Annotated in this window: 12 protein-coding genes; 4 read left to right on the plus strand and 8 right to left on the minus strand. The window is 61.5% G+C overall.

Annotated elements, in window-relative coordinates; all coding sequences use genetic code 11:
• Window positions 1–210: 210 nt before the first annotated feature.
• Entirely contained in the window at window positions 211–2,901 is a 2,691-nt protein-coding gene (gene mutS, locus CNX70_RS22675; protein ID WP_096237290.1) for a DNA mismatch repair protein MutS, read from the plus strand.
• Between the two features lie 14 nt (window positions 2,902–2,915).
• Window positions 2,916–3,947 (plus strand): hypothetical protein, encoded by a 1,032-nt coding sequence (locus tag CNX70_RS22680; RefSeq protein ID WP_244198925.1) that lies wholly within the window; start codon window positions 2,916–2,918, stop codon window positions 3,945–3,947.
• A gap of 193 nt (window positions 3,948–4,140) precedes the next feature.
• On the opposite strand, the gene CNX70_RS22685 is transcribed toward CNX70_RS22680, so the two are convergent.
• On the minus strand, window positions 4,141–4,692 hold the full coding sequence (locus tag CNX70_RS22685; RefSeq protein WP_096237294.1) for an FKBP-type peptidyl-prolyl cis-trans isomerase: 552 nt from the start codon (window positions 4,690–4,692) through the stop codon (window positions 4,141–4,143).
• 93 nt (window positions 4,693–4,785) lie between these two features.
• Between CNX70_RS22685 and CNX70_RS22690 the strand changes: the two genes are divergently transcribed.
• Complete coding sequence (locus CNX70_RS22690; RefSeq protein WP_096237296.1) at window positions 4,786–5,907, plus strand: cupin domain-containing protein; 1,122 nt, start codon at window positions 4,786–4,788, stop codon at window positions 5,905–5,907.
• Between the two features lie 353 nt (window positions 5,908–6,260).
• Entirely contained in the window at window positions 6,261–6,515 is a 255-nt protein-coding gene (locus CNX70_RS22695; protein WP_096237298.1) for a hypothetical protein, read from the plus strand.
• Between the two features lie 160 nt (window positions 6,516–6,675).
• On the opposite strand, the gene bamC is transcribed toward CNX70_RS22695, so the two are convergent.
• The 7 genes from bamC to CNX70_RS22730 all read right to left on the minus strand — a co-directional run bounded on the left by bamC (window position 6,676) and on the right by CNX70_RS22730 (window position 12,760).
• The gene (gene bamC / locus CNX70_RS22700; RefSeq protein ID WP_096237300.1) at window positions 6,676–7,869 is read right to left on the minus strand and encodes an NlpB/DapX family lipoprotein; all 1,194 of its coding nucleotides are present in this window, start codon (window positions 7,867–7,869) and stop codon (window positions 6,676–6,678) included.
• An 80-nt stretch (window positions 7,870–7,949) separates the two neighbouring features.
• Window positions 7,950–8,828: a 4-hydroxy-tetrahydrodipicolinate synthase gene (dapA, locus tag CNX70_RS22705; RefSeq protein ID WP_096237302.1), complete on the minus strand. Its 879-nt coding sequence runs from the start codon at window positions 8,826–8,828 to the stop codon at window positions 7,950–7,952.
• A gap of 84 nt (window positions 8,829–8,912) precedes the next feature.
• A complete protein-coding gene (locus CNX70_RS22710) occupies window positions 8,913–9,485 on the minus strand; it encodes a class I SAM-dependent methyltransferase (protein ID WP_096238633.1) in 573 nt (190 codons plus the stop codon).
• A gap of 43 nt (window positions 9,486–9,528) precedes the next feature.
• Window positions 9,529–10,206, minus strand: a complete 678-nt coding sequence (locus tag CNX70_RS22715) for a site-2 protease family protein (protein WP_096237303.1) — start codon at window positions 10,204–10,206, stop codon at window positions 9,529–9,531.
• An 83-nt stretch (window positions 10,207–10,289) separates the two neighbouring features.
• A complete protein-coding gene (locus tag CNX70_RS22720; RefSeq protein ID WP_096237305.1) occupies window positions 10,290–10,913 on the minus strand; it encodes an L-threonylcarbamoyladenylate synthase in 624 nt (207 codons plus the stop codon).
• A gap of 36 nt (window positions 10,914–10,949) precedes the next feature.
• Complete coding sequence (gene htpX, locus CNX70_RS22725; protein WP_070303511.1) at window positions 10,950–11,834, minus strand: protease HtpX; 885 nt, start codon at window positions 11,832–11,834, stop codon at window positions 10,950–10,952.
• A 92-nt stretch (window positions 11,835–11,926) separates the two neighbouring features.
• Window positions 11,927–12,760, minus strand: coding sequence for a 3',5'-nucleoside bisphosphate phosphatase (locus tag CNX70_RS22730; RefSeq protein WP_096237307.1), 834 nt, complete (start codon window positions 12,758–12,760; stop codon window positions 11,927–11,929).
• Between the last annotated feature and the right edge of the window lie 25 nt (window positions 12,761–12,785).

Here is a 12,785-nt window from a genome sequence, read left to right on the forward strand (position 1 = left end):
CCCGCCGCCTGACGAAGTATTCCCAAGCCACGCCCTGGCGGCGCGGCTTTTTCACATCCGCACGCAATACGCCGCCCCGCCTGCCGAAAGCGGTAAAATGACGGCCTTGAAGCCAAGCTCTGCCCCCTGGCGCAGCCTTGAACGCACACAGCACCACCCACAGCCCGGCAGGCATGCCTTTCCTGCCGCCGGACCAACGACAAAGAACACATGACCACCGTCCCAAAAGAAATCAACGCCGCCGCGGCAAAGAAAAATTCGGCTGAAAAGCTCACTCCGATGATGCAGCAATATTTAGGCATCAAGGAAAACCACCCGACGATGCTGGTCTTCTACCGCATGGGCGATTTCTACGAGCTGTTTTTCGAGGACGCGGAAAAAGCCTCGCGCCTGCTGGGCATTACCCTGACGGCGCGCGGCGTGGCCAGTGGCAACCCGATTAAAATGTGCGGCGTGCCGTTTCATTCGCTCGATGGCTATCTGGCCAAGCTGGTCAAGCTGGGTGAGTCGGTGGCCATTTGCGAACAGATTGGCGATCCGGCCACCAGCAAAGGCCCCGTCGAGCGCAAGGTCATGCGCGTGGTCACGCCCGGCACCCTGACGGATGCGGACTTGCTGCCCGAGAAGGCCGAGCGCCCGCTGCTGGCCATGTGCAGCATCACGCAGCGCAAGACGGTCACCACCGGCCTGGCCTGGCTGTCGCTGGCCAGCGGCGCCTTGAAACTGATGGAGTTTTCCGGCGACAGCGGGACCGTGGCGGCGCGCTTGCAGCAGGAACTGGAACGCATCGTGCCAGCCGAAATCTTGAGCGGCGACAATGGCAACCTGTTTGACGACTATGCGGGCACGCACATCAACCGCGTGCCGGACTGGCATTTTGACGTGGTGGGCGGCCACAAGGCCCTGCTCGACCAGCTGGGCGTGGCGACCTTGACGGGTTTTGGCGCCGATGGCCTGGGCGCCGCATTCGGCGCGGCCGGCGCGCTGCTGCGCTATGCACAGTCGACGCAGGGACGCGGCTTGCAGCACGTGCGCTCCCTGACGACGGAAACGGAAAGCGAATTCATCGGTCTGGACGCGGCCACGCGGCGCAACCTGGAGCTGACGGAAACCATTCGCGGCCAGGAATCGCCGACCTTGTTCTCTTTGCTGGATCATTGCCGCACCGCCATGGGCTCGCGCATGCTGCGCCACTGGCTGCACCATGCCCGGCGCGACCAGAACGTGGCGCGCGCACGCCATGAAGCCATCGCCGCGCTGGCGCAAAGCGAAGCGGCGGGGCCATTGGCCGCCACCCTGGCGCAAGTGCCCGATATCGAACGCATCACCACGCGCATCGCCCTGCTGTCGGCACGTCCGCGCGACCTGGCCGCCCTGCGCGACGGTTTATTGCAACTACCGGCCCTGCGCGGCGACGTGGTCCGTTGTTATGGACCTGGCCAGGGCGGCGAAACCGGTTTGCTGGCCGCCATCCACGCGGCCCTGTCCACGCCAACGGCCTGCCTGGATTTGCTGGTGCGCGCCGTGGCGCAGGAACCGGCTGCCATGGTGCGCGACGGCGGCGTGTTCGCCACGGGTTTTGACGCCGAACTCGATGAACTGCGCGCCCTGTCGGAAAACGCGGGCCAGTTCCTGCTCGACCTGGAAACACGCGAACGCGCACGCACCGGCATCGCCAACCTGCGCGTCGAATACAACAAGGTGCACGGCTTCTATATTGAAGTCACGCACGGCCAGACGGACAAGGTGCCGGACGACTACCGCCGCCGCCAGACCCTGAAGAACGCCGAGCGCTACATCACGCCGGAACTCAAAGTGTTCGAAGACAAGGCCCTGTCGGCGCAAGACAAGGCCCTGGTGCGCGAAAAACTGCTGTACGACCTGCTGCTGGCCGAGCTGGCGCCGCACATCGGCACCTTGCAGACGATTTCGCAGGGCCTGGCCCAGCTCGACACCCTGAATGCGCTGACGGAACATGCGCAGCAGCACAACTGGGCCGCGCCGCAACTGGTCGACGAGCCGTGCATCAACATCATCGAAGGCCGCCACCCGGTGGTGGAAAAGCAGATCGAACGCTTCATCGCCAACGATTGCCGCCTCGTCAACGAGCGCCGCCTGCTGCTGATTACCGGCCCGAACATGGGCGGTAAATCGACCTTCATGCGCCAGGTGGCGCTCATCACCCTGCTGGCTTACGTGGGCAGCTACGTGCCGGCCGCGTCCGCCACCATCGGCCCCATCGACCGCATCTTCACGCGCATCGGTGCCACCGACGACCTGGCGGGCGGACGCTCGACCTTCATGGTCGAAATGACGGAATCGGCGGCCATCCTGAACGGCGCCACCGAACACTCGCTGGTGCTGATGGATGAAGTCGGCCGCGGCACCTCGACCTTCGATGGCCTGGCTTTGGCGTGGGCCATCGCGCGCCATCTGATCGACAGCAGCCGCAGTTTCACCCTGTTTGCCACACACTACTTTGAGCTGACGCAACTGCCGGACAGTCACCCGAGCGCCGCCAACGTGCATTTGTCTGCCGTCGAGCACAAGGACAGCATCGTCTTCCTGCACGCCGTGCAAGCCGGTCCCGCCTCGCAAAGCTATGGCTTGCAGGTGGCGCAACTGGCCGGCGTGCCGCAACCCGTGATCAAGGCCGCGCGCAAGCACCTGGCGCGCCTGGAAGCGCAGGCGCTGGACGCCACGCCGCAGCGCGACCTGTTCGCCGCGCCGGCAACCGATCCGTATGCGCAAGCGGAAGAAGAGGAAGCGGCGCCGCTGGCCGCGCTGAATGCGGCGCAGCAAGCCTTGCTCGACGCCATCGCCGACCTCGATCCCGACGCACTCACGCCGCGCGATGCGCTGGAGCAGTTGTATCAGTTGAAACGGCTGGCCGCTGCATGACCATACGGCGCAGCATGGCTAGCCTACGCCTGCGCCTGCTGGCTGCCGGCTTGCTGGCCGCCAGCCTGCCATGGCAAGTGGCGCTGGCCGCACCAAGCGACCAGGCCGGCTTCGAGTTTGCCGTGCTGGGCCATTCCTTCAATGCGGGGCCGGACGATGGCCCCCTGAAAAAAGCCATCGCGGAAACCAGCGCCTTCAATGCGTCGTTCGTCGTGGCCACCGGCATCAAGGCCGCCAGCGAGTCCTGCAGCGACAAGCTGTACAGCCAGCGCAAGGAGGTGCTGGACGCCAGCGGGCCGCCGCTGATCGTCTCGCTGTCGGCCAGCGACTGGGCCAACTGCCGCAATTCGCGCGGCAGGGTCAACGCGATCGAACGCCTGAACCGCTTGCGCGACGTGTATTTTGCCGACGACCAGAGCCTGGGCCAGCGCAAGCTGACCCTGTCGCGGCTGTCATCGACGGCGAAGTTCCGCAGCTATGCGGAAAATGCCCACTGGGAATACGGTGGCGTGCTGTTTGCAACCGTCAACCTGCCCGCGAATAACAACCATTTCCTGCCAGAAGCGGGACGCAACAGCGAATTCGAAGACCGCCTGGTGGCCAACCGCTCCTGGCTGCAGCGCCTGTTCGCCATGGCACAGCGCAAGAAACTCGACGGCATCGTGCTGTTTTCCGATGGCGACGTGGGTGTACTGGACGAAGACGACAATTCGCTGCTGCCCAGCTTCAGTTCGAAACAGGATGGCTTTGCCGGACCGCGCAAGCAGATCCGTACCCTGGTGAAGAAATTCAGCGGCAAGGTCTTGCTGGTCGATACGCAGCGCGATGGCGACGCGGACGGCAAGGAGGGCAAGAGTAAAAAGGCCGCGGCCAAGGCTGGCGGGCCGAAAATCAGCTGGAAAGGCAACCTGGGCCACGTCAGCATCGACAACGACTGGTCCGCCATCGCCGTACGGCCCGGCAAGACGCCATTCTTTGAGGTGCGTCAACGGGCCACGCGGCCATCGGCGCAAGCGCGGGTTAAGGCGTCGACTGTGCGCAGATAAACATGCGCCACAATAGATAAAGGCCGACGCAAAGCCAGCCTTTATCTATCCAACCCACCAGCGTCACGGCGCCTGACAAAACCGTAGCGAGCAGCTGCGCGGCGTGGCCGAGAAGCGCAACCGTACTCTAGTACGGTGAGCATCGCCGGCCGCGCCCCGCTGCGCGCAGTAGGTTTGGTCAGGCGTCTCCAGATTAGTGGATAGGGTGGGTGCGGAAGTGATCGCCCTCGTCGCCTTCATCATCGCCATCTTCATCGCCATGGTCATGGCCGTGTGCGCCATGCACGTGGCCATGGGCGATTTCTTCGTCGGTGGCTTCGCGCACGTCAGCGACGGTCAGCGAGAAGCGCAGCGCGATGCCGGCCAGTGGATGGTTGCCGTCCAGCACGACTTTGTCGTCGGCGATATCGGTCACCGTGAAGATCATCGCTTCTTCGTCCGGCGAATCGCTTTCCGGCATGCCTTCGAACTGCATGCCCACTTCCAGCGGCTCAGGCAGGCGATTGCGCGGCTCGACCTTCACCAGGGCTGGATCGTATTCACCGAAAGCATCATCCGGTTCGATCTGAATCGTGTTGGCATAGCCCACTTCCTTGCCGTCGAGCTCTTCTTCGATCTTCGGCAGGGTGTTTTCATAATCACCGTGCAGGTAGACCATCGGCTGACGGCCGTCTTCGATCAGATTGTCTTGCGCGTCTGACAGTTTGTAGTTGACAGTCACGACCGTATTTTTGGCAATCTTCATTATGCTTCCTTTCATTGTATAAGCTGGCAAATTATACCTTCACGCCGCCAACGGCAGGCGCATTCCTGCATTTCCGGTTGTTATAATGGGCGCATGAAAAAATTAACTCTCCTCGGCGATATCACGCCGGCGCAATTCCTGCGCGACTACTGGCATAAAAAGCCCTTGTTGATCCGTCAAGCCGTGCCTGGCTTCAAGGCCCTGTTCGATTTCAAGGCCCTGGCCGAGCTGGCTACCCTCGACCACGTCGAATCGCGCCTGGTCAGCCATGCGGATGGCCACTGGAACATGCAGCAAGGTCCGTTGGCCAGCCTGCCCTCGCTGAAACAGAAGGAATGGACCTTGCTGGTGCAGGGCGCCAATCTGCACAGTGCCAAGGCCGACGCCCTGCTGCGCCAGTTCCGTTTCCTGCCGGACGCGCGCCTGGACGACCTGATGGTCAGCTTCGCCACCGATGGCGGCGGCGTGGGCCCGCATTTCGATTCCTACGACGTGTTCCTGCTGCAAGGCCAGGGCAAGCGCCACTGGCGCATCGGCGCGCAGAAGGACCTGAGCCTGATCGACGGCTTGCCGCTGAAAATCCTCAGCAACTTCACGCCCAACGAAGAATTCACGCTGGAACCGGGCGACATGCTGTACCTGCCACCCCACTACGCGCACGACGGCGTGGCCATCGGCGACTGCCAGACGTATTCGATCGGCTTCCGCTCGCCCACGTTCCAGGAACTGGGCGAAGCTTTCCTGCAATTCATGGCCGACTCGATCGACTTGCCGGGCATCTACAGCGATCCCGACTTGAAAGCCTCGGGCAAGCCGGCGGAAATCCCCCGTGAAATGCTCAGCACCATCACGGAAGAAATCAACAAGGTGCGCTTCACGGAAGAAGACGTGACCATCTTCCTGGGCGAACACCTGTCGGAACCGAAACACAATGTGTTTTTCAAGCCGCTGTCCAAGCCGCTGACGGTGGGCCGCTTCGCGGACGCCGCACAGAAAAAGGGTGTCGTGTTGTCGCGCAAGACGCTGATGCTGTATCGTGGCAAGAATGTCTTCATCAATGGCGAATCGTTTGCCATTGGCAAGGCCGATAAAACGGCCCTGGAAACCCTGGCCAACGAACGCGCGCTCGATGGCGCCGCCGTGGCCCAGGCTTCCGATGACGTGATGGATGCGTTATATACCTGGTATCAGGATGGCTGGATCGAACTGGCCTGAATGATCGTGGCGTAGCAAAGTGGTATGACAGCAGGTAAAAAGACAACATCTGCGCTAGCACAATGAAACATATTATTTTTATATCGTTTTGTCGTGCTTTCGCAAATCGCTTACACTTGCTTGCAATTTGCTTCGGCAAATATTGCGATATCACAAAATAGTTGCGAATTTGCCTCTTGCTCCTATTGCGACGCACCAAAAATCGCTATAATATTCGGTTAGGAAGTTTCCGTTGTCTGGCAGGCACCACCTGGTACGAAAAGCCTTCGAAGACGACCTAACGAGCGATAATTACCGGTAATTATTCATCGCAACAATATTGATTTATTTTTTGAAATAATTAAGGAAAACAAATGAAAAAATCCCTGCTGATCGCCTCCCTGATGGTTGTTGCTCTGGCTGCTTGCAGCAAAAAAGAAGAAGCTCCTGCACCAGCACCAGTAGTTGAAACCCCAGCAGCAGCACCAGTAGTTGAAGCTGCTCCAGCTGCTGCTGCTGACGCTGCTGCTTCGGCCGCTACCGACGCTGCTGCTGCTGCTTCGGCTGCCGCTTCGGCCGCTACCGACGCTGCTTCGGCTGCTTCGGCTGCTGCATCGGCTGCTAAGTAATTTAGCACCCTGCACTAGAGAAAGCCGACCTTCGGGTCGGCTTTTTTGCGTCCGCAGTTTTATAAAACGCGGACTATCGGCAATAAAAAGGCTGACCCAGTTTCCCGGGCCAGCCTTTTTAATGCGCGGCAGGTTTTCAAACCTGCCGCTGCCACACCACTTATTTCAACTGCTCGTTCAACAAACCCAGGATCTTCTCGGCCACTGGCGAGGTATCGGGCTGGCCTTCGTTGCTGAGGATGCTGACCAGGCTGGTCGAGCCATTGCCGGCCTTGACCAGGACGCGGTAGCGCTGCGCTTCCTTATCCTTGTCGGACGACGAGCCCCAGCTGAACAGTTTCGAGAAGAAACCATCTTTCTTGACGACATCCGGATCGACGTAACGCACGAAATAGGTGCCTTGCGTGCGGTCGCGGTCTTCCACGGTAAAGCCGACACGGTCCAGGGCCAGGCCGACACGGCGCCAGGCGCGGTCGAAGCCTTCATCGACTTCGATGGCGCGCGCCGGCGTGGCGGCTTGGCCCACCAGCTTGGCGTGCTGCGGCTGCACGATGGCGGCGTCGACGGCCGTCTTCGCCTGCGCATCGTCGCTGGCCGCGCCCAGGCGCGTCATCAGCTTGGCCAGGAATTGCGCTTCCAGGCCCGGATCGTTCGGACGCGCAGTCCAGGTGGTGGTTTCCTTGTCGCGGCCCGTGACGACCTCTTCCACGCCACGGTGGCTGATGTAGATTTCGGTCGAGCCATCGGCCAGACGCTCCACGCGGGTACGGAACTTGTCTTTTTCACCCGTCGAGTACAGCGAATCGAAGGCCTTGCCGATGGTGTTGCGAATAAAGTCCTGCGGCAGCTTGGCGCGGTTTTCGTTCCACTCGGTTTCCATGATGCCAGCCGTCGGCTGGTCGATGGCGACGGTAAAGCCGGAATCTTCCCAGAACTGCTTGAGCTGCGGCCACAGTACTTCAGGCGACTGCTTGACGACCAGCCAGCGCTGGTTGCCCGCGCGCTCGACCTTCACACCACCGGCAGTGACAGGCACGACGCCCACCACGCCGTCGGCGCCCACGATGACGGGCGTACCGGCCGTGGCGCTGCGCTGCGCGTTGTAGCCGGAAGCCGTGGCCACGCCGTTTTTCGCATCCGGCAGGGAGTAGCGGTTGTCCTGTTGCAATTGCGTCAGGTCAGGCGGCACGTCCAGGGTGCTGGCTTTCTTGACCGACTTGTAGTCGACCTTGTCGCCACCGACTACCGAACTGATCATGCCACAGCCCGCAAGGCTGGCTGCGACGGCGCCGATGATAATGCCGCGGACGGCGATGGTGGCAGGCGCCGGTATGGTTTTCTTGCAATTAGTCATGTCGTAACTGGATAAGAAGCTAAGTAGCAGCTGGAATCAGGGAAGGTCCGGACTGGTCAAGCCCGGGCTTGAAGTTCGGCTTAAGACAGGATGCCAGCGTCGCGCAAGGCCTCGCGCACGGTGGCATGGCAATTTTCAGCCAGCGGCACCAGTGGCAAGCGTATGCCGGCTGGCATCATGCCCATTTCGGCCAGCGCCCATTTGACGGGCACCGGATTGGGCTCGACAAACAATTTCTGGTGCAGGGGAAAAACTTTGTTATTGATGGCGATCGCCGTGGCGCGCTCACCCGCCATGGCTGCGACGCACAGTTCGTGCATGGCGCGCGGCGCCACGTTGGCCGTCACGGAGATGTTGCCGTGGCCGCCGCAGAACATCAGCGCCATGGCCGTCGGATCATCGCCCGAGTACACGGCGAAGCCCGCTGGGACCAAACGCAGCAGGTCGATGCCACGGCCGATATTGCCGGTCGCATCTTTCACGCCGACAATATTCGGGATGGCGGACAGGCGCACGATGGTGTCGTTGCTCATGTCGGCAACGGTGCGGCCAGGCACGTTATACAGGATGACAGGGATGTCGACGGCTTCGGCGATGGCCTTGAAGTGCTGATACATGCCTTCCTGCGTAGGACGGTTGTAGTACGGCACCACTTGCAAGACAGCATCGGCGCCCGCTTCTTTCGCATAGCGCGTCAGTTTGATGGCCTCGGCCGTGGAGTTGCCACCGGCGCCGGCGATGATAGGAATGCGTCCCTTGGCATGTTCGACGGTCAACTTGATCAGTTCGCAGTGTTCTTCCACGCTCACTGTTGCCGATTCGCCCGTGGTGCCAACGATGACGATGCTGTCCGTACCCTCGGCGATATGCCAGTCGATCAGCTTGCGCAGACCTGGAAAGTCCAGACTGCCGTCAGCGTGCATCGGGGTGACGATTGCTACAATGCTGCCCTTGATCATAGTAAGTTTATAGCGCCGATAAATAAAACAACGATTGTAGCGGATAGCCCGCGCCTGTGGTGCATTCTGACATAGTATGGCCGCTCAAAACGTCGGCAGCAAGGCTGCCAACCGTGGAAAATCCGGCCGGACGGCACAAATTCGTTGCACCAGAGCAGCTTTTGGCTGTTCCACGCGCCCATCCTCGTACGCTACCACACGCAAGCCGTGCTGCACCGCCCAGGTCAGCATTTCGCCTTCCTTCAGCAGAAATTTCGGATTCGACGGCTTGCCGAACTGCTCGTTACCCTCGGCGAAGGTTTCGTACAGCAGCACGCCATCGGGCGCCAGGCTGGCCACCATCGCTTCGAGCAAAGGCCGGTGCAGATAATTGGTGACGACGATGCCGGCAAAGCGGCCAGGCGCGAACGGCCATACGGCGCCCGCTGCCTCCAGGTCCACCAGCGAGGTGGTGATGCCCGTGCCGGCCGCCTTTTCCAGCATTTCCGGATCGTGGTCGAGCGCGATCACGGGGTGGCCCAGGCTGACCAGGTGGCGCGCATGGCGGCCGGCACCACAGGCCAGGTCCAGCACTTCGCCACCCGGGATCAGGGGCGCCCAGCGGCGCAGCCAGCCCGAAATCGCTTCAGTTTCTATTGTTGGTTCAGTTACTTGCATCGGTACTTCCATCAGTTAATTGCGTGCATCAGCTTGCGCGGCATCAAGTCAAGACAGCCGTCAGGGGCGTGACCAAGGTGACAAAAATGCCAATGACAAATTCGATCGCCGCCAGCAGGGCGCGGTTCAAGATGCCCGTGTACATCAGCAGCACCAGGGCGCCGAAGACATACAGGCTGTAGCGCTCGATGCTGGCATACGGACGCGCCAGCTGCATCGGCAGCAAGCCCGTCATGATGCGCCCGCCATCGAGCGGTGGCACGGGAATCAGGTTAAAGACAAACATGGCCGCATTCACGCTAACGCCGGCGCCGGCCATCTTGCGGAAAAACATGCCCATTTCCGTCGGCGCCAGGACGCTCAGGACGACAAAGGCGATCATCCAGCCCAAGCCCATGACAAAATTGGCGCCAGGCCCGGCAAACGCCACCCAGGCCATCTGCTTCTTCGGATTGCGCAGGCGGCTGAAATCGACGGGCACCGGTTTGGCATAGCCGAACGGTACCTGGATCGTGAAATACAGTATCAAGGGCAGCAATATCGTGCCGAAAGGATCGATATGCCGGATGGGATTGAGGCTCAGCCGGCCCTCGTTCGAGGCCGTGGGGTCGCCGAAATAGCGGGCCGCGTAGCCGTGCGCCGCCTCATGCAGGGAAATGGCAAACAGCACCGGCACCAGGTACACCGCAATGGTCTGGACTATCGTATTGAAATCGCTCATGACCGCGATTCTACCAGAGGCGTCCCAGGCACTTTCTTATGTTGCCATTAAAGATAGGTAAATCCCGCGCCCTGCGCCAGCGACTACAAGCCCAGCACGGCCGGGTCGCCGCGTCCCACGCGCACCACTTCCGGCTCCGCTCCCGTCAGATCGATCACGGTACTGGGGCCATGCGCGCAGACGCCGCCATCGATGATCAGGTCGACCAGCTTTTCCAGCCGTTCGCGGATGGTGTCGGCATCCGTCAGGCTGTCTTCGTCGCCAGGCAGGGTCAGGGTCGCACCCAGCAGGGGCTGGCCCAGTTCTTCCAGCAGGCTTTGCACGATGCGGTGCTGCGGCACGCGCAGGCCGATGGTCTTGCGCGAAGGATGGCTGAGGCGGCGCGGCACTTCCTTGGTCGCCTCCAGGATAAAGGTATAGGCGCCCGGCGTGCCCGCCTTGAGCAGGCGGAACTGGCGGTTGTCGACGCGGGCATACAAGCCCAGCTCGCTCAAGTCGCGGCACAGCAGGGTCAGATGATGCTTTTCATCCACGCCACGGATGCGGCGCAGGCGCTCGACGGCACCCTTGTCGTCGAGCTGGCACACCAGCGCGTAGCAGGAATCGGTGGGCAAGGCCACCACGCCGCCGGACTGGATGATCTGCGCCGCCTGTTTGATCAGGCGCAATTGCGGATTCTCGGGGTGAATCTGGAAAAATTGACTCATGGTCTACGTAGTCTTAGTTATTGGCATTAATTATCATTATTGCACGCCGCGCAGGGCGGCGATGCGTTGCTCGATCGGTGGATGGGTGGCGAACAGCGCGCCCCAGCCGCCATTGCCGCCGCTGATGCCCAGCGCCTGCATCGATTGGGGCAGCTCGCCCGGCGGCACGCCGCCCAGGCGGGCCAGCGCATGCATCATCGGCGTGGGGCTGCCCAGCAGCTTGGCCGAACCGGCATCGGCGCGAAATTCGCGCTGGCGCGAGAACCAGGCCACGATGATGGAAGCGAGCAAGCCAAAGATGACTTCGCACACCATCACGGTAACAAAGTAACCGATGCCGCGTCCGCCGCCTTCGCGGTTGTTATTTTTCAGCAGCACATTGTCGACAAAGAAACCCACCACGCGGGCCATGAAGACGACGAATGTATTCACCACGCCCTGGATCAGGGTCAAGGTCACCATGTCGCCATTGGCGACGTGGGCGATTTCATGCCCCAGCACGGCTTCGACCTCATCGCGGTTCATGCTTTGCAGCAAGCCGGTGGAAACGGCCACCAGCGCCGAGTTTTTGAAGGCGCCCGTGGCAAACGCATTCGCGTCGCCTTCGTACACGGCCACTTCCGGCATGCCGATGCCGGCCCGCTCGGACAGTGCGCGCACGGTATTGACCAGCCACAACTCGGTCGACGAGGTGGGGTTGTCGATGACGCGCGCGCCCGTGCTCCACTTGGCCATCGGTTTGCTGATCAACAGGGAAAAGATCGACCCTGTAAAACCCACCACCAGCGAAAACACCAGCAGGCTGCCCAGGTTCAAGGTGCTGCCGCGCGCCGGATTGCCCACGCCCAACAAGCTGAGGACGAGCGACAGCACCAGCATCACGGCCAAGTTGGTTGCAATAAAAAGGACAATACGTTTCATGGGCGATGGCTCCGGAAAACAATAATAACTAAAAGATAAGTATGCGGTCGCAACTTTTCAAGCCCGCGCGGCAGGCGCAGGCAGGCCGTGCCCTAGAACCAGTCGTGCCAGATCGGGGTCACATTGGCGGGTAAAGGCGGCAGCTTGGCAAAATCCACGCGCGATTCGCCCGGCGCATGGAAATCCGTGCCGCGCGAAGCGAGGAAGCCGTAGGCGTTGGCCAGCTGCGCGTATTCGGGATACTGGTCCGGACTGTGACTGCCCGTGACGACTTCGATGGCCACACCGCCGAGTTGCTTGAATTCATCGAACAGCACGCCTTGCGCCATGTCGCTGAAACGGTAGCGGCCCGGATGGGCGATGACGGCCACGCCGCCCGCGCCACGTATCCAGCCCACCGCCTCGGCCAGGGTGGCCCAGCGGTGCTCGACATAGCCCGGCTTGCCTTCCGACAGGTATTTCTTGAACACGTCAGGGATGTCCGCGCATTTCCCCGTTTCCACGATGTAGCGGGCAAAGTGCGTGCGCGACATCAGATCCGGGTTGCCGACAAATTTCAAGGCCCCTTCATAGGCGTCGGGAATGCCGGCCAGGTCCAACTGGCGGGCGATTTCGCGGCCGCGCGCGTCGCGCCCGGAGCGTGTCTGGTGCAAGCCCTGCACCAGGCCCGGATTGTTTTCATCGACTTGCAAGCCCACGATGTGCACGGTCTGGCCGGCCCAGGTGATGGAAATTTCCACGCCGGCCACGAAGCGCATGCCCAGGTCCAGCGCGGCCGTGCGCGCAGCGGCGACGCCGGACACTTCATCGTGGTCCGTCAGCGCCCATACATCGACGCCAGCCGTGCGCGCGTACGCAGCCACGGCGGCGGGCGCGAGCACGCCGTCGGAAATATTCGAATGACAATGCAGGTCGACTTTAAGCATGTGAAAACAATACCCTGCACGGGCT

The sequence above is a fragment of the Janthinobacterium svalbardense genome, from assembly GCF_002327145.1.
In the GTDB taxonomy this organism is placed as follows: Bacteria; Pseudomonadota; Gammaproteobacteria; order Burkholderiales; family Burkholderiaceae_D; genus Janthinobacterium; species Janthinobacterium tructae.